The following is a 16,224-nucleotide window of genomic DNA, read 5'->3' on the forward strand; positions in this document are numbered from 1 at the left end:
GGGCTGGGTTTGGCTACCACGTGGGGGGCCCCCCCCCCACACCCCCCCCCCCCCCCCGGGGGGGGGGGGGGGGCAGGGGGAGGGGGTTCGTGCAGCGAGAGCCGGCCTCACCCGCCATCCGCCGGACAGGCTGGCTCCGGGATGGCCCGCTCTCCTCGATCGGCAACCCCCTCCCCCTAGCCCCCTCCCGCGAGGGGAGGGGGGACTCGGTTTGGGTGGGCTCGGAAGGCTCCGGGGAGGCCCAATCATGCTGATCTTCCTCGCCAAGCGCGTCCTTTTCATGATCCTGACCATGCTGGCGGTGTCGCTGCTGGTCTTCCTCCTGCTGGAGGTGAACGGGTCGGCCGTGGCGGTGAAGGTCCTCGGCCCCTACAGCTCGCAGGAGCAGCGGCAGCTGTGGCTCGAGGCGCATGGCTATTTCGCGCCCTGGTACGAGCGCTATCTCGGCTGGCTCGGCCGCATGGCCAGCGGCGACTTCGGCACCTCGCTCCGCTTCAAGACCGCGGTCGCCGACGTGCTCTGGCCCCGGCTGGAGAACACCGCGATCCTCGCCGGCTGCGTCTTCCTGATCATGGTGCCGGTCTCGGTCGTGCTCGGCGTCCTCGCCGGCATGCGCGAGGGCTCGGCCACCGACCGCTCGATCTCGGTGCTGTCGATCGTCACCACCTCGATCCCGGAATTCGCCTCGGCCACCTTCCTGTCCTTCCTGTTCGTGCTGGTCCTGAAATGGCTGCCGGGGACCAGCGGCATGAGCCAGGGCTTCGACGTGCTGCAACTGGTCATGCCGGTGGCGGTGCTGGTGCTGTACGATTTCGGCTACGTCACCCGGATGATGCGCGCCTCGATGGCCGAGGTGATGCAGAGCCCCTATATCCGCACCGCGGTGCTGAAGGGCATCCCCTACAAGCGGGTGATCATGCGCCACGCCCTGCGCAACGCCCTGATCGCGCCCTTCACCGTGATCGTGCTGCAGATCAACTGGCTGTTGTCCGGCGTGATCGTGGTCGAGGCCTTCTTCGGCTACAAGGGCTTCGGCGCCCTGCTGCTCGAAGCCTCGCTGAACCAGGACATCTACCTGATCCAGGCCTGCGCCATGGTTTCGGTCTTCGTCGCCGTGGCGACCCAGACCATCGCCGATGTCGGCTACACCTACCTCAACCCGCGCATCCGCTTCACCTGAGGGGTCGGAATGGCCGAGATCTCGCTGCCGCCACCATCCTCGCTGGGCCGCAACCCGATCCTCCGCGCACTGCGCTCGATGCTGCTGCTGCGCGAGAGCTGGGTCGGCGTGGTCGGCGTGCTGATCGTGCTGTTCTGGATCGTGGTGGCGCTGCTGGCCCCGGTGATCGCGCCGTTCCCGCCGAACCAGAACCTGCTGCCGTTCAAGCCGCCCGGCACCGTGGCGCTGGATGGCGGGGTGTTCTGGCTTGGCACCGACCAGCTCGGCCGCGACATCCTCAGCCGGGTGATCTGGGGCGCGCGCCGGGTGCTGATCTATGCCCCGCTGGCCACCGCCTGCGCCTATGCGCTCGGCGTCACCATGGGGCTCCTGGCCGGCTACAAGCGCGGCCTGTGGGACGACGTGCTCAGCCGGATCGGCGACATCATCCTGTCCTTCCCGATCCTGGTGCTCTACGTCGTCATCATCACCACCTTCGGCCCGTCCGGCATCAACATCGTGCTGGCGGTGACCTGCGCCAGCGCCCCGGGCATCATGCGCATCGTCCGCGGCCTGACCCTGGACCTGCGCAACCGCGACTACGTCGCCGCAGCCCAGACGCGGGGCGAATCCTCACTCTACATCATGTTCGTCGAGATCCTGCCGAACGCTCGCGGGCCGTTGATCGTCGATGCCTGCCTGCGCCTCGGCTACACCATCATCACCATCGGCGTGCTGGGCTTCCTCGGCCTCGGCCTGCCGCCGCCGGACCCGGACTGGGGCGGCATGGTCAACGAGACCCGCGCCATGGCCGCCTTCGCGCCCTGGATGACGGTCTTTCCCTGCATCGCCATCTCCTCGCTCGTCCTCGGCCTGAACCTGCTGGCCGACGGGTTGCGCGAGATTTCCCTGAAGGATTGAGGCGATGACGGTCGAGCTGATCCCGCCGCGCGACACCACGACCCCGATCCTGGAGATCGACAAGCTGTCGATCTCCTACCTCACCCGCGCCGCCGAGATCCCGGCGGTGGTCGACTTCTCGCTCACCGTCCGTCCCGGCGAATGCGTCGGCCTGGTCGGCGAGAGCGGCTGCGGCAAGTCGACCGTGGCGATGGCGATCATGCGCTATCTCGGCCGCAACGGCCGCATCGCCGGCGGCACCATGAAGTTCCGCGGCCGCGACCTGATGGCGATGTCGGAGGAGGAGCTGCGGCGGATCCGCGGCGCCGAGATCGCCATGGTCTATCAGGAGCCGATGGCGGCGCTGAACCCGGCGCTGCGGATCGGCGACCAACTGGCCGAGGTGCCGCTGTGCCACGAGCCCGGCTGCACCCGCGAGCAGGCGCTGACCCGGTCCCGCGACATGCTGGCCCGGGTCCGGCTCGGCGACCCCGACCGGGTGCTGCAGGCCTATCCGCACCAGATCTCGGGCGGCCAGCAGCAGCGCGTGGTGATCGCCATGGCGCTGCTGTCCAACCCGTCGCTGCTGCTGCTGGACGAGCCGACCACCGCGCTCGACGTCACGGTCGAGGCCGGCATCGTCGACCTGATCGCCGAGCTCGGCCGGACCCTCGGCACCGCCATGCTCTACATCAGCCACAATCTCGGGCTGATCCGCGAGACCTGCGACCGGGTCTGCGTCATGTATGCCGGCCAGGCAGTGGAGGAGGGGACGATCGACCAGATCTTCGCCGCCCCACGCCACCCCTACACCCAGGGCCTGTTCGGCTGCATCCCGACCCCGGGGCGGGACAAGACCAGCCGGCCGCTGGTGCCGATCCGCGGCCAGCTGCCGCTGCCGCAGAACCGGCCGAAAGGCTGCTGGTTCGGGCCGCGCTGCGACCATTTCGAGGCCGGGCGCTGCGACGCGGCGCCGGTGCCGATGCTGCCGGCCAGCGAGACCCGCGGGGTGCGCTGCCTGCGCTGGGAGGAGATCGAGGCGCTGCCGCCGGTCCCGGCGCCGGTCGAGGCCCTTCCCGTCGTCGTCGCCGCCGCGAACGACCTGCCGGTGCTGCAGGTCGCGGCGATGCGCAAGCACTACCCGATCTACGACAGCTCGATCGCCGCCCTGTTCGGCAGCGATCGCACCCGCTATGTCCGCGCCAATGAGGCGATCAGCTTCGAGGCCAAGGGCGGCCAGACCGTCGCCATCGTCGGCGAAAGCGGCTGCGGCAAGTCGACCTTCGCCCGGGTGCTGATGGGGCTGGAGACGGCGACCGACGGCAGCGTCTCCTTCCGCGGCACCGATATCGGCCGCAAGCCGGTGCAGCGGCGCGACGCCAAGCTGCTGTCTTCGCTGCAGATGGTGTTCCAGAACCCGAACGACACGCTGAACCCCAGCATGAGCGTGGGCCAGCAGATCGGCCGGGTGATCCGCAAGTTCGGCGTCAAGAAGGGCCGGCGCGACGTCGAGGCGGAGGTGCTGCGCCTGCTCGACCTGGTCAAGCTGCCGCGCGCCTTCATCGACCGCAAGCCGCGCCAGCTCTCCGGCGGGCAGAAGCAGCGCGTCGGCATCGCCCGCGCCTTCGCCGGCGCCCCGGCCATGGTGGTGGCGGACGAGCCGGTCTCGGCCCTCGACGTCTCGGTCCAGGCCGCGGTCACCGGCCTCCTGGTCGACATCCAGCGCCGCTCCGGCACCACGCTCCTGTTCATCAGCCACGATCTCGGCGTGGTCCGCTACCTGGCCGACCGGGTGGTGGTGATGTATCTCGGCCAGATCATGGAGCAGGGGACGACCGACGCCGTCTTCCAGCCGCCCTACCACCCCTATACCGAGGCGCTGCTGGCCGCGGTGCCGGTCGCCGACCCGACGATCGAGAAGAAGCGCATCATCCTGGAAGGGCCGCTGCCCAGCCCGCTCGACCCGCCGCTTGGCTGCCCGTTCCACACCCGCTGTCCGCGCAAGCTGGGCGGCATCTGCGAAACCGAGGCGCCGCCCGAGCGCGCCGGCACCGACGGCCACCTCATCCGCTGCCACATTCCGTTGCCGGACCTCGCCGCCGTGGAACCCGTGCTGGGTCGTGCGGGTTAAGGGAGACTGGTGCAAATCGCCTTATGCGGGTATTGCGGCCGAGTTCCTCGCGACATACTATAGTATGAGGCGGGCCGGGTTCGACACTGCGGCATTTTGGGGGACCGCACCAGATCGGTCGTTCGCGATCGTATTCGGTGCCGGACCGAGGCCCGCAGGAGGAACTGACAGTATGGCGACCCGCGGCTTGGACCGACAGCGCCGGCGCAAGACCATCACCGAAGATGGGCCGGATCCGGTGGATGTCCATGTCGGGACTCGACTGCGCCAGCGCCGCACCCTGTTGGGGATGAGCCAGGAGAAGCTGGCTGCGGCTTTCGGCGTGTCGTTCCAGCAGATCCAGAAATACGAGCGCGGTGCCAACCGCGTCAGCGCCAGCCGGCTGCACCAGCTGACGCGCATCCTCAACGTGCCGGTCGGCTATTTCTTCGAAGGCATGACCGACGTCCCGCAGAACGGCTCCGCCCACCATCCGGCGCATGACAGCGAGATGGTGGCGAGCCGCGAGACGCTGGAACTGGTGCGGGCCTATTACCGGATCGAGGATCCGACGGTCCGCCGGCGCCTGGTCGACCTGCTGCGCTCGCTCGGGCCGGAGGCGGCGTCCGAGCACTGAGGCGAAGCGCCCGGGCCGCGTTTCAGGCTGGCGTCGCGGCCGGGGCGGGGCTACATCAGCCCTGTTCCGATACAGCCGAGGCTTGCCCGTGTCGCTTCCCTTCGTCGACCTCAAGCAGCAATACGCCCGCCTGAAGCCCCTGATCGACGCCCGTATCCATGCGGTGCTCGACCACGGCCAGTACATCCTGGGGCCGGAGGTGGCGGAGCTGGAAGGCGAGCTGGCGCGGCGGGCCGGCGCCCGCCACTGCCTGACGGTGGCCAGCGGCACCGATGCGCTGATCATGCCGCTGATGGCGCGGAACATCGGCCCGGGCGACGCCGTCTTCGTGCCGGCCTTCACCTTCACCGCGACGGCCGAGGCGATCCTGCTGCTCGGCGCGTCGCCGGTCTTCGTCGATGTCGATCCGGAGACCTATCTGGTCGATCTGGCCGATCTCGAGCGCCGCATCGCCGCGACCACGGCCGCCGGCACGCTGTCGCCGAAGGCGGTGATCGCGGTCGACCTGTTCGGCCTGCCGGTCGACTATCCGAAGCTGCAGGCGCTCGCCGACGCGCATGGCCTGTTCGTGATCGACGACGCGGCGCAGAGCTTCGGCGGTGCCTTCCACGGCCGCCCTGTCGGGTCGTTGGCGCCGGTCACCGCCACCAGCTTCTACCCGGCCAAGCCGCTGGGCTGCTACGGCGACGGCGGCGCCATCTTCACCGATGACGACGAGCTGGCCGGGATCCTCAAGTCGATCCGCGTCCATGGCGAGGGCAAGAGCCGCTACGACACCGTGCGGGTCGGCCTCAACGCCCGCTTCGACACCATCCAGGCGGCGGTGCTGCTGGCCAAGCTGCCCAGCTTCGGTGAGGAGTTGGAGGCCCGCGACCGGCTGGCCCGGCACTACTCGGCCCGGCTGTCGAACCGGATCCAGACCCCGGTGATGCCGGACGGGCTGACCTGTGCCTGGGCGCAATACACCATCCGCGTGGCCGACCGCGACGCGGTGCGGGCGAGGCTGGGCGAGGCCGGGGTGCCGACCGCGATCTACTACCCGACGCCGATGCATCTGACCGAGGCCTACCGCGCCCATGGCGAGGGCGAGGGCTCGCTGCCGGTCAGCGAGGCGCTGAGCCGCGAGGTGCTGAGCCTGCCGATGCACCCCTTCCTGTCCGACGCCGACGCCGACCGCGTCTGCGACGCGGTGATCGCGGCGGTCGGCTAACGGGTCGCGACCGCCACCGCGGCGCCGGCCATCACCGCGCCGGTGCCGCGGTTGATCGCCTTGAGTGCCCGCGGCGACCGGAACATCCGGCGGGCGCGCAGGGCCAGCACGACATAGAGCGCCAGCACCGCGCCGTAGACCACGACCAGCGTGGCGGCGAGCTCGCCGAAGCCGACCCAGCTCAGCCGCTGCAGGTCGATGATGGTCGGCAGCAGCGCCAGGTAGAACAGCGCCGTCTTCGGGTTGCCGAGGCAGACCGAGATCCCGGTCAGGAACAGCCGCAGGCCCTCTCCACGCACCGGCTGCGCCTCGGCCGGCGCTGCCGGCGGGGCGGTCCACAGCCTCCAGGCGAGATACAGCAGATAGGCGGCGCCGGCGTATTTGATCACCACGAAGACCGGCTGCATCGTCGCCGCCAGCATGGCAAGGCCGAGCGCGGTGGCGCCGAGCCACATCAGGTCGCCGGCCATCAGCCCGGCGCAGAAGGCCAGCGCCCCCCGGCTGCCGCGGCCGAGCACGCGGGCCACCAGCGCCGCGGTGGTCGGGCCCGGCACGGCGCAGGCGACGCCGAGCGTGACGGCGTAGATCAGCAGCGTCGACAGCTCCATCGGCTTACCTTCGCGAGTCAGGTGCAGCAACATTAAGAAATATATTGTGCCGGGAGGAATTCACCTTGTCTCGCAGATCGTTGAAAACACTCGACGTTTGAAGAATTTCTAGTTGTTTCCATTACCTATAATGAGTCCAGGAGGATTTTGAGGTTCCGTTATTGCCTGTTCGAGCGCAATATCGGCGCCGAAAAAAGTGCGCTGCCAGTCTAATCCAGGGATCATCCTGGTTTCATTCATGCATTCCTGGCCAGCCGAGATCATGTCTTTGTCGAGCCTGCTCCACCCCACCGCCATCATTGCGGCCGGCGCCGAGATCGGTCCAGGCACCCGCATCGGGCCCTATGCCGTCATCGGCGCGGGCGTGCGGCTTGGGCGCGACAACGTCGTCGGACCGCATGCCGTGGTCGAGGGCGACACCGAGATCGGCGATCGCAATCATATCTTCCAGTTCGCCTCGGTCGGGGCGCCGCCGCAGGACCTGAAATGGGACGGCGGCAACAGCCGGCTGCGGATCGGCAACGAAAATGTGTTCCGCGAGCACGTCACCATCCACTCAGGCGCCGCGCGGCCCCTCGGGACGACCAGGATCGGCGACGGCAACCTGTTCATGGTCAACGCCCATGTCGGCCATGACTGCCGCATCGGCAATCACACACGCTTCGTTAACGGTGCGGGGATTGCCGGCTATTGCGAGGTCGACGACCACGCTTTTCTCAGCGGTCTGGTCGCGGTTCATCAATTCACCCGGATCGGCGCCCTCGCCTTCGTCGCGGCCGGTGCCATGGTGTCCCAGGACGTGCCGCCCTTCTGTCTGGCGCAGGGCGACCGGGCCCGGCTGGTGTCGCTGAACGAGGTCGGGCTGCGCCGCAACGGCTTCATCGAGGCGGATGTGCTGATGCTGCGCAAGGTGTTCCGCCTGCTGTTCCGCGGCGGCGGCTCCAAGGCCGAGCGGATGGCGGCGGTCCATCATGCCTATGCCGACCGCCATGGGGTCGATCTGCTGCTGCGCTTCCTGTCGGACACCAAGCGCGGCCTGGCAGCGGCCTGAGGGACCGGATGCGACACAGGCCGCCAACGCAATGATTTGTAACAAATTTTGAGTTTGTCCCTTGCCCGCCGAGCGGCAGGATCGGTGGCGTGCCGGAGTGTCCGGCGTTTCCGTTCGGGTCTCTGCATGACATCGTCCCTGATCCACCGCACTGCGATCATCGAGCCGGGCGCCGAGATCGGCGAGGGCACCCGCATCGGCGCCTATGCCGTGATCGGGCCGAAGGTCCGGCTGGGCCGCGACTGCATCGTCGGGCCGCATGCGGTGATCGAGGGGCGGACCGAGATCGGCGACCGCAACCAGATCTTCCAGTTCGCCTCGGTGGGCGCGCCGCCGCAGGACCTGAAGTGGAAGGGGGAGGAGACGCGGCTGGTCATCGGCCACGACAACATCATCCGCGAATACGTCACCATCCAACCGGGCGTCGGCGTCTCCGGCGGGCTGACCACGGTCGGCGACGGCAACCTGTTCATGGCCTGCTCGCACATCGCCCATGACTGCCGGATCGGCAACCACGCCCAGTTCGCCAATGCCGCGACCCTGGCCGGCCATGTCGAGGTCGGCGACCATGTCCATGTCAGCGGCCTGGCCGGGGTGCACCAGTTCACCCGCATCGGGGCCCATGCCTTCGTCGCCGCCGGGGCCATGGTGGCGCAGGACGTGCCGCCCTTCTGCCTGGTCCAGGGCGACCGGGCGCGCCTCGTGTCGCTGAACGAGGTCGGGCTGCGCCGCCACGGCTTCACCGAGACGGAGGTGCTGGCCCTGCGCCGCGTCTTCCGCATGCTGTTCCGCGGCACCGGCGAGAAGGCGGAGCGGATGGCCCGGGTGCGCCACGACCATGCCGGGGAGCGGGGCGTGGCCGAGCTGCTGGAGTTCCTGTCCGACACCAGGCGCGGTCTGGTCGCAGCCTGACGGCGACGGTCCGGCCGTTCGGCGCGTTGAGGACTCGAAGCCGATCTTCGAGGAGAACGCCATGACCGCCGTGAGTCCGATTCAGGCCGACATCACCGTCGACGCACCGCAGGATCGCGCCTTCGACGCTTTCACCGGCGAGCTCGGCCGGTGGTGGCCGCTCGCCTACACCTATGCCGGGGTGGACCTCGACACCGCGGTGCTCGAGCCGCGGGCCGGCGGCCTGTGGTTCGAGCGCGACCGCGCCGGCCGCGAGACCGCCTGGGGTGAGGTCCGTGCCTGGGAGCCGCCGTCGCGGCTGGTGCTGTCCTTCGCCGTCAGCCCCGAGCGCGCGCCGGAGCCGGAGGCGAGGGCCAGCGAGATCGAGATTCGCTTCATGCCTGAGGGCAGCGGCACTCGGATCGAGCTCGAGCATCGCGATTTCGAGCGGCATGGCGACGGGGCGGCCCGGCTGCGCGAGGGCATGGGGTCGCCGCAGGGCTGGCCGCTGATCCTCGCCGACTTCGCCCGATACCTTCGCAGCTGACTGGTCAGCTCACCGGCATCTCATGTTCGATCCAGCCGGTCAGCGAGGCGTGCTTCGGCGCCCAGCCCAGCTCCGCCCGGGCCCGCCTGCCGCGCACCCGGCTGTTCGAGCCCAGGGAATAGACGGCGTGGCCGAAGCCCAGCGCGGCGATGGCGTCGTCCACCGGCCAGGGCTGCGGCGCGCCGAGGCCAAGCCGCCGGGCGATCGCCGCCGCGGCCTCGGCGAAGGAGGCCTCGCCGTTCTCCACATAGTAGAAGGCGCCGGCCTGCGCGCGGTCCAGCGCCAGGGCGTAGAGATCCGCCATGTCGTCGACATGCACGTTCGACCAGATGTTCAGGCCATGCCCAATATGCCGGACCACCCCGGACGTCCGCGCCTCGGCGACCAGCGTCGGGATCTGCACGCTGTCGGCATGCAGCCCCGGGCCGGTGCCGTAGATCAGGCTGTTGCACAGCACCACCGACCGCACGCCGCTGTCGGCGGCCTCGACGATCAGCCGGTCGATGGCGACCCGCGCGACCTTGCCCGGCACCGGCTCGACCGGCGTGTTCTCGTCATGGATCCGCTCCGAGGTCCGGTCGCCGCGAGCGTCGTCGGCCACCACGCTGGTGCCGCTGGTGTGCAGGAAGGGCTTGCCGCTGCCGGCGAGCGCGTCCAGCAGGGCCTCCACCGCCGCCCGGTCGTCGGAGCTGGCGGCGTTGACCACCGCATCGGCCGCCTTCGCCTCCCGGGCCAGCAGCGCCGCGTCCGACAGGTCGCCCAGCACCGGCTCGATGCCCAGCGCCCGCAGCCGCGCCGCCTTCTCCGGCGACCGCACCAGGCCGCGGATCCGGTGCCCGTCCTTCATCAGCCTCAGGGCGACAGCGCCGCCGACATAGCCGCTGGCGCCGGTCAGGAAGATGGTCATGCCGATGCTTTCGTCTGCGTTCAGGTCCTGAAGAAGATGGGGGCAGGGAACCTGTGTCGGGAAGCCATCCGGCCGGACAAGCTGGCGTGAAGCGAATTCACAGCCGGGCGTCGTCACCCTGTCGAAGACGGTCAGCGAGGCTCGCGTTGCGGCCGCCTGGTCAGCCCCGACGGGCTGGCGCCGGTGTGGGATGTGGTTTGAGAGCCGGCCAACGGCTGAGAAGAACATATTGCCTCTCCCGCCTGGCGGGAGAGGTCGGACGGCCGGGTGAGGGCGGTCCCCGGCCTCGACGAAATCCCCTCACCCGGAGCCGCTTCGCGTCTCCGACCTCTCCCGTAAACGGGAGAGGCGATCTTTGACGCCGTCTCAGTCCTCGAGGCGATCCAGATCGTCGTACAGCGCCTGGCTGTGGCGGTACAGCCGGTCGAACACCGGCTGCATCCGGGCATAGCGCTCGGCCCAGGCGGGGTCGGGCGCGATCTCGGCGCCATGGCGCGCGAAGGCGGCCGCGGCGTCCTGCACCGTGGCGAAGCGGCCGGTGGCGGCGGCGACCATGGCGGCGCAGCCGACCACGCCGCACTCCGCTTCCTCCGGCACCAGGATCGGCAGGCCGGTGGCGCTGGCCTTGATCTTCAGCCACAGCGCGGTCTTGGCGCCGCCGCCGGAGGCGATCAGCCGGTCCAGCGGCCGGCCTGATGCAGCCTCCATCACCCGGATGTGGCGGGTGACGGCGAAGGCCACGCCCTCCAGCACCGCCCGGTGCAGCTCGGCCAGGCCGTGGCCGGCGCCGAGGCCGAAGAACTGGGCCCGGGCGTTGCGGTAGGCGCCCAGCCGCTCGCCCACCAGATAGGGCAGGAACAACAGGCCGCCGGCGCCCGGCGCGGCCTCGGCCGCCTTGGCGACGATCTCGGGATAGCCCAGCGCACCCTCATGGAAGGCGCGGCGGGCCCAGCGCATGGCGTCGCCGCCGCTCTCCAGCAGCACGAACGGCCCCCAGCCGCCCTCGATCGTGGCGACGTTGCAGATCTCGGGGTCCAAGAGCGGCGCCTCGGTGATCAGGGTGATGATCGAGGAGGTGCCGGTGACGTCGGAGACCAGCCCCGGCCGGCAGGCGCCGGAGCCCAAGAGCGCCATCGGATAGTCGGCGCCGCCGACCAGCACTGGCGTGCCCTCCAGCAGGCCGGTCTCCACCGCCGCCGCGGCGGTGACGCCGCCCAGGATCTCCAGCGGCGACCGCAGCCGCGGCAGCTTGGCCGCGTCCAGCCCCATCAGCGCGATCATGGTGGGCGACCAGTCCCGCGTCGTCGGGTTCATCAGGAAGCTGCAGGACCCTTCCGTCGCCTCCATGGCGATCTCGCCGGTCAGGCGGAAATTGACATAGTCCTTCGGCATCATCACGGCCGCCGTCTGGCGGTACGCCTCGGGGTCGTGGTCGCGGATCCAGGCCAGCTTGAAGCCCGGCCAGGCCGGCGTCGGCGGGTTGCCGCTCTCGGCCAGGTAGCTGTCCGGTGCATGGTCGCGCTCGAACGCCGCGACGAGGTCGAGCGTGCGCTTGTCGTTCCACAAGGGGACGGTGTCGCGGGTCAGGGCGCCGGTGTCGTCGACCAGCACCGTGCCGTGCATCTGGCCGCAGGCGCAGACCGCCGCGATGCGGCCGCGGGCGCCGTCGACCTGGTCCAGCACGGTGCGGACCGACTGCACGACGCCGGCCCACCAATCGGCCGGCCGCTGCTCCGACCAGCCGAATTGCGGCACGATCTGCTCATGCTCCCGCGCGGCGATGGCCAGGATCCGGCCGCCGCCATCGACCAGCGCCGCCCGCGCGCTGCCGGTGCCGACATCGATCGAAAGGGCGAGGTCGCGGGTCATCTTGGCTCCGTGCAGCAGGCCTAATGCCGGCGCAGCCAGCGCGTGCCGTGCTGCAGCAGCACCGCGACCACGATGATGGCGCCCATCAGGACCTGCTGATGATAGCCCGGGACATTGGCCAGGTTCATGATGTTGCCGATCACACCCATCACCATGGCGCCCAGCAGCGTGTTGACCGCGCCGCCGCGCCCGCCCATCAGGCTGGCGCCGCCGATCACCACCGCGGCGATCACCGCCAGCTCGGCCCCGACCCCGACCTGGGCCGATCCGACCCCCGCCCGGGCGGTGGAGATGATGCCGGCCAGGGCGGCCAGCGCGCCGGAGATGACGTAGACCGCGCAGACATAGCGCGGCACCGCGATGCCGGACAGGCGCACCGCCTCCTCATTCGAGCCGATGGCGCGGACGATGCGGCCGAACTTGGTGAAGCCCAGCACCACGCCGCCGACGATGAACACGGCGAACATCAGGAGCACCGGCTGCGGCACGCCGAACAGGAAGCCGGCGCCGAAATCGGTGAAGGCCTGGCCGCTGTCGCCCAGCAGGATCGGCTGGCCGTTCGAGATGATCAGCGACAGGCCGCGCGCCGCGGTCATCATCGCCAGCGTCATGACGAAGGCCGGCAGGCGCAGATAGGCGACCAGGATGCCGGTGACCAGGCCGCAGCCGGCGCCGGCCAGCACCACCAGCGCGGTCGACGCTTCCGGCGACCAGGTGGCGACCAGATAGGCCGACAGCACGCTGCCCAGCGCCGAGACCGACCCGACCGACAGGTCGATGCCGCGGGTCAGGATCACCAGCAGCATGCCCACCGCCATGATCCCGGTGCCGGAGATCTGGCGCAGCACGTTCATGATGTTCCGCTCGGTCAGGAAGGCGGGCGACAGCAGATGTGCGCCGACGATCAGCAGCACGAAGATGCAGAAGGTGCCGTAGCGGTGGAACAGCTCGCCGATATCGGTGCGGCTGCGCGGCTTGTCCGTCGTCCCGGCGGTCGTGGTGGTCATGCGTCAGCCCGCCATCCTCAGCTCGCCGTCGCGGCGGATCATTGCCAGCGACAGCAGGTTTTCCTCGCTGTAGCGCTCCGGCCGCAGCTCGCCGCGGATCTCGCCTTCGCCCATCACCAGCACCCGGTCGCACAGGCCGAACAGCTCCTGGTGCTCGGAGGAGATCACGATCACCGCCTTGCCCTCGGCGGCCATGCGTTCGATCAGGGCGTAGATCTCGGCCTTGGCGCCGACATCGACGCCGCGGGTCGGCTCGTCGAGGATGATGACCTCGCCGCCGACATGGAACCACTTGGCCAGCGCCACCTTCTGCTGGTTGCCGCCGGACAGGCTGGAGACCGGCGCCTCGATGCCGGCGGCCTTGACCCGCAGGCTGCCGGCGAGATCGCCGACCAGGCGCTTTTCGGTGACGCGCCGGATGAAGCCGAGCGGGTTCACCACCGGCTTCAGCCGCGCCATGGTGGCGTTGACCCGGATCGACAGGCCCAGGATCACGCCCTGACCCTTGCGGTCCTCCGGCACCAGCCCGATGCCGGCGGCCACCGCGTCGAGCGGCGAGCGGATCGAGACCTTGCGGCCGTTGCGGAAGATCTCGCCGCCGTCGCGCCGGTCGGCGCCGAAGATCAGCCGTGCCGTCTCGGTGCGACCGGACCCGACCAGTCCGCCCAGCCCCAGGATCTCGCCGGCCCGCACCGCGAAGCTGACGCCGCGCACCCGGGTGCCGGCGCGCAGGGCCTCGACCCGCAGCGCCTCCGCCCCCGCCTGGCGCCGGGACTTGTCGGCGAACATCGCCGACAGCGGCCGGCCGACCATCATGCGGATGACGTCGTCGATCCCGGCCTCCTGCGGCGTCACGGTGCCGACCGTGCGGCCATCCTTCATCACCGTCATCCGGTCGGCGATGCGGAACACCTCCTCCAGCCGGTGCGAGATGTAGACGATGCCGACGCCGGCGCCGCGCAGGTCGGCGATGATCCGGTGCAGCCGCTCGGCGTCGCGCGCCGCCAGCACCGCCGTCGGCTCGTCGAAGACGATGACGCGGATTTCGCGCGACAGCGCCTTGGCGATCTCCACCACCTGCTGGTGGGCGACGGCCAGGTCGCCGACCAGGCGGCGCGGGTCGATGTCGAAACCCAGCCGCTCGATCAGGGCGCGGGCCCGGCGGTTCAGGCTGCGCCAGCCGATCACGCCCGGCAGCTCGCGCATGAAAATGTTCTCCGCCACCGACAGGTCGGGCGCCAGCGCCAGCTCCTGGTGGATCACGGCAATGCCGCGCTGCAGCGCCTCGCGCGGGCCGCCGAACAGGGCCGGCCGGCCCTCGATCCGGATCTCGCCGGCATCGGGCCGCATCTCGCCGCCCAGCACCCGCATCAGCGTCGACTTGCCGGCGCCGTTCTCGCCCAAGAGGGCATGCACCTCGCCGGGCCGCACCGCGAAGTCGACCCCGGCCAGGGCCCGGACGCCGCCGAACGACTTCGTGATGGCGCGCAGATCCACCAGATCGGTCATGACGCTCCCTCCGGCAGGGCAGGGGCGGCGGGCTGGCCGCCGCCCCTGGTGATCAGAAAACAGCGTCGGGCCGGTAGAACTTGGCCACGTTGTCCTTGGTGATGGCGGACGGCGTGGTCAGGTCGGTCTTCGGGAAGTCGGCGGGCAGCGACCCGTCCAGCGCCTTCATGCCGACATCGACCGCGGTGCGCGCGATCAGATCCGGGTCGTTCAGCCCGGTGGCGCCGTACTGACCTTCCTGGATCAGCTGCAGCGCCTCCTTCTGCCCGTCGGCGGCAGCCAGCAGCAGCACGTCGTTCAGCTTGCCCGCGGCCTCCAGCGCCTTGCGGGCGCCCAGCACCATCGAATCGTTCTCGCCCAGGACAACGTTGATGTCGGGATGGGCGACCAGCAGATCCTCCATCGCCTTCAGCCCGCCCTCATGCGTCCAGCCGCCCCAACCCTGGCCGACCACGGCGAAGCTGACCTTGCCGTCCTTGACCAGCTGGCCCTCGACCAGGCCGCGAAACACGCCCAGCCGGCGCTCCTGCCCGACGACATTGCCCTTCTCGCCGGAGAGCAGGGCGATCTTGAGATCCTTGCCGGCGGTCGACTGCGCCAGCCACTGGCCGACCTGGAAGCCGTTCTGGTCGTTCGAGGACTGGATCAGGGTGATGTATCTGGCCTTGGGGTCGACCGTGCTGTCGATCGCCACCACCTTCACCCCGGCCGCGGCCGCGGCGTTGATGGCGGGGACCAGCCCCTGCGGGTCGGCCGCGTTGATGATAAGCAGGTTGACGCCCTTGGACACCATGTCCTCGACGTCGCCGATCTGCTTGCCCATGTCGTTCTGGGCGTCGGCGGTGGCCACCTGGCATCCGGCCTTGGCGGCCTGGTCCTTGGCCGCGGCCTCCTGCGCCGCGAAATAGGGCGCGTTCAGCGTCTTCATCGAGATGCCGATCATGCAGTCCGCCGCCTGGGCGCTGCCGATCAGGAGGGCGGTCGTGGCCAGGCATCCCGTCAACACGGTCTTGAACATCCGGATCCTCCCCTTCGTGCCCGGGCCTGTGCCGGCCCGGTTCTGTAGTTAAAATACCGAATCGATGGATGGTCAATTCGATTTTGGGAAAGGTTACGCCGGTCGGTGCTTGAAACGGCTCAGAAACTGGCTCATTGATCCTGTATCCGTAGTTTTGCTACGAAATCGGAGCGAACCATGCAGCTGCGCGAGCCGGCGAGATGTGCCATCGGCGTGACCGACGGGGGCCTTTCGGGGGCGACCGGGCGCTACGTCAAGAAGCTCTCCGATCTCTCCGGCCTCTATGGCGACGCGGCGGCCTTTGCCGCGGCGGTGGCGGCGGGCGGCGACCGGATCGTCTACGAGGTGCAGGACTACCGGCCCTCCTCCGCCGCCGGCGACCTGATCTTCGGCGTCACCCGCATGGTGCCGGGCCGGATCGGGCGGGAATACTTCCTGACCCGCGGCCACATCCACGCCAGGGCCGACCGGCCGGAGATCTACGCCGGCGAGGCCGGGCGCGGCCTGATGCTGATGGAATCGCCGTCCGGCGAGGTCCGCATCGTCGAGATCGTGCCGCGCACCATCTGCTACGTGCCGCCCTACTGGATCCACCGGTCGGTCAATGTCGGGGCAGACGAGCTGGTGATGAGCTTCTGCTACCCGGCCGATGCCGGGCAGGATTACGGCATCATCGAGCAGGCCGGCGGCATGCGGCAGCGCATCCTGGACGATGGCGCCGGCGGCTGGGTCGCGGTCGACAACCCGGGCTACCGGCCGCGGCCGCAGGCGCGGATCGACGCCCTGTTCGCGGGAGACTGA

Annotated in this window: 15 protein-coding genes; 9 read left to right on the forward strand and 6 right to left on the reverse strand. The window is 69.9% G+C overall.

Going from position 1 to position 16,224, the window contains the following annotated elements; genetic code table 11:
* The first annotated feature begins 247 nt into the window (after positions 1-247).
* The 5 genes from AAHM41_RS19095 (at position 248) to AAHM41_RS19115 (ending at position 6,016) form a co-directional block, all read left to right on the forward strand.
* Entirely contained in the window at positions 248-1,180 is a 933-nt protein-coding gene (locus tag AAHM41_RS19095) for an ABC transporter permease (RefSeq protein WP_342238158.1), read from the forward strand.
* A 9-nt stretch (positions 1,181-1,189) separates the two neighbouring features.
* Positions 1,190-2,080 (forward strand): ABC transporter permease, encoded by an 891-nt coding sequence (locus AAHM41_RS19100; RefSeq protein WP_342238159.1) that lies wholly within the window; start codon positions 1,190-1,192, stop codon positions 2,078-2,080.
* Positions 2,081-2,084: 4 nt separating this feature from the next.
* A complete protein-coding gene (locus AAHM41_RS19105) occupies positions 2,085-4,190 on the forward strand; it encodes an ABC transporter ATP-binding protein (RefSeq protein ID WP_342238160.1) in 2,106 nt (701 codons plus the stop codon).
* A gap of 172 nt (positions 4,191-4,362) precedes the next feature.
* Positions 4,363-4,806 carry a helix-turn-helix domain-containing protein gene (locus AAHM41_RS19110; RefSeq protein ID WP_342238161.1) on the forward strand — a complete coding sequence of 148 codons (444 nt, stop codon included), beginning with the start codon at positions 4,363-4,365 and terminating at the stop codon, positions 4,804-4,806.
* A gap of 88 nt (positions 4,807-4,894) precedes the next feature.
* Positions 4,895-6,016 carry a DegT/DnrJ/EryC1/StrS family aminotransferase gene (locus AAHM41_RS19115; protein ID WP_446719464.1) on the forward strand — a complete coding sequence of 374 codons (1,122 nt, stop codon included), beginning with the start codon at positions 4,895-4,897 and terminating at the stop codon, positions 6,014-6,016.
* Here the strand turns inward: AAHM41_RS19115 and AAHM41_RS19120 are convergent.
* Complete coding sequence (locus AAHM41_RS19120) at positions 6,013-6,624, reverse strand: LysE family translocator (protein WP_342238163.1); 612 nt, start codon at positions 6,622-6,624, stop codon at positions 6,013-6,015. The genes AAHM41_RS19115 and AAHM41_RS19120 overlap by 4 nt on opposite strands.
* Before the next feature lie 268 nt (positions 6,625-6,892).
* On the opposite strand from AAHM41_RS19120, the gene lpxA (AAHM41_RS19125) reads away from it, so the two are divergent.
* The 3 genes from lpxA (AAHM41_RS19125) (at position 6,893) to AAHM41_RS19135 (ending at position 9,113) form a co-directional block, all read left to right on the forward strand.
* Positions 6,893-7,675, forward strand: coding sequence for an acyl-ACP--UDP-N-acetylglucosamine O-acyltransferase (gene lpxA, locus AAHM41_RS19125; RefSeq protein ID WP_342238164.1), 783 nt, complete (start codon positions 6,893-6,895; stop codon positions 7,673-7,675).
* A gap of 126 nt (positions 7,676-7,801) precedes the next feature.
* Positions 7,802-8,587 carry an acyl-ACP--UDP-N-acetylglucosamine O-acyltransferase gene (lpxA, locus tag AAHM41_RS19130; protein ID WP_342238165.1) on the forward strand — a complete coding sequence of 262 codons (786 nt, stop codon included), beginning with the start codon at positions 7,802-7,804 and terminating at the stop codon, positions 8,585-8,587.
* Between the two features lie 61 nt (positions 8,588-8,648).
* A complete protein-coding gene (locus tag AAHM41_RS19135; RefSeq protein WP_342238166.1) occupies positions 8,649-9,113 on the forward strand; it encodes an SRPBCC family protein in 465 nt (154 codons plus the stop codon).
* A gap of 4 nt (positions 9,114-9,117) precedes the next feature.
* Here the strand turns inward: AAHM41_RS19135 and AAHM41_RS19140 are convergent, their stop codons facing one another.
* From AAHM41_RS19140 to AAHM41_RS19160, 5 genes are all read right to left on the reverse strand, one after another.
* Positions 9,118-10,020: an NAD-dependent epimerase/dehydratase family protein gene (locus tag AAHM41_RS19140; RefSeq protein ID WP_342238167.1), complete on the reverse strand. Its 903-nt coding sequence runs from the start codon at positions 10,018-10,020 to the stop codon at positions 9,118-9,120.
* Between the two features lie 366 nt (positions 10,021-10,386).
* Entirely contained in the window at positions 10,387-11,889 is a 1,503-nt protein-coding gene (locus AAHM41_RS19145; protein ID WP_342238168.1) for a xylulokinase, read from the reverse strand.
* Between the two features lie 20 nt (positions 11,890-11,909).
* Positions 11,910-12,896, reverse strand: coding sequence for an ABC transporter permease (locus tag AAHM41_RS19150; RefSeq protein ID WP_342238169.1), 987 nt, complete (start codon positions 12,894-12,896; stop codon positions 11,910-11,912).
* A 3-nt stretch (positions 12,897-12,899) separates the two neighbouring features.
* Positions 12,900-14,405: a sugar ABC transporter ATP-binding protein gene (locus tag AAHM41_RS19155; protein WP_342238170.1), complete on the reverse strand. Its 1,506-nt coding sequence runs from the start codon at positions 14,403-14,405 to the stop codon at positions 12,900-12,902.
* A gap of 52 nt (positions 14,406-14,457) precedes the next feature.
* Complete coding sequence (locus AAHM41_RS19160; protein WP_342238171.1) at positions 14,458-15,423, reverse strand: substrate-binding domain-containing protein; 966 nt, start codon at positions 15,421-15,423, stop codon at positions 14,458-14,460.
* Between the two features lie 177 nt (positions 15,424-15,600).
* On the opposite strand from AAHM41_RS19160, the gene AAHM41_RS19165 reads away from it, so the two are divergent.
* Positions 15,601-16,224, forward strand: a complete 624-nt coding sequence (locus AAHM41_RS19165) for a glucose-6-phosphate isomerase (RefSeq protein ID WP_342238172.1) — start codon at positions 15,601-15,603, stop codon at positions 16,222-16,224.

This window comes from Inquilinus sp. OTU3971 (genome assembly GCF_038440215.1).

Excerpts from the sequence above, each read along its gene's own strand:
- AAHM41_RS19155 (WP_342238170.1), bottom strand. The coding sequence starts at position 14,405 with ATGACCGATCTGGTGGATCTGCGCGCCATCACGAAGTCGTTCGGCGGC.
- AAHM41_RS19150 (WP_342238169.1), bottom strand. The coding sequence starts at position 12,896 with ATGACCACCACGACCGCCGGGACGACGGACAAGCCGCGCAGCCGCACC.
- AAHM41_RS19160 (WP_342238171.1), bottom strand. The coding sequence starts at position 15,423 with ATGTTCAAGACCGTGTTGACGGGATGCCTGGCCACGACCGCCCTCCTG.
- AAHM41_RS19105 (WP_342238160.1), top strand. The coding sequence starts at position 2,085 with ATGACGGTCGAGCTGATCCCGCCGCGCGACACCACGACCCCGATCCTG.
- AAHM41_RS19120 (WP_342238163.1), bottom strand. The coding sequence starts at position 6,624 with ATGGAGCTGTCGACGCTGCTGATCTACGCCGTCACGCTCGGCGTCGCC.
- AAHM41_RS19165 (WP_342238172.1), top strand. The coding sequence starts at position 15,601 with ATGCAGCTGCGCGAGCCGGCGAGATGTGCCATCGGCGTGACCGACGGG.
- AAHM41_RS19140 (WP_342238167.1), bottom strand. The coding sequence starts at position 10,020 with ATGACCATCTTCCTGACCGGCGCCAGCGGCTATGTCGGCGGCGCTGTC.
- AAHM41_RS19110 (WP_342238161.1), top strand. The coding sequence starts at position 4,363 with ATGGCGACCCGCGGCTTGGACCGACAGCGCCGGCGCAAGACCATCACC.
- AAHM41_RS19135 (WP_342238166.1), top strand. The coding sequence starts at position 8,649 with ATGACCGCCGTGAGTCCGATTCAGGCCGACATCACCGTCGACGCACCG.
- AAHM41_RS19100 (WP_342238159.1), top strand. The coding sequence starts at position 1,190 with ATGGCCGAGATCTCGCTGCCGCCACCATCCTCGCTGGGCCGCAACCCG.
- AAHM41_RS19145 (WP_342238168.1), bottom strand. The coding sequence starts at position 11,889 with ATGACCCGCGACCTCGCCCTTTCGATCGATGTCGGCACCGGCAGCGCG.
- AAHM41_RS19095 (WP_342238158.1), top strand. The coding sequence starts at position 248 with ATGCTGATCTTCCTCGCCAAGCGCGTCCTTTTCATGATCCTGACCATG.
- lpxA (WP_342238165.1), top strand. The coding sequence starts at position 7,802 with ATGACATCGTCCCTGATCCACCGCACTGCGATCATCGAGCCGGGCGCC.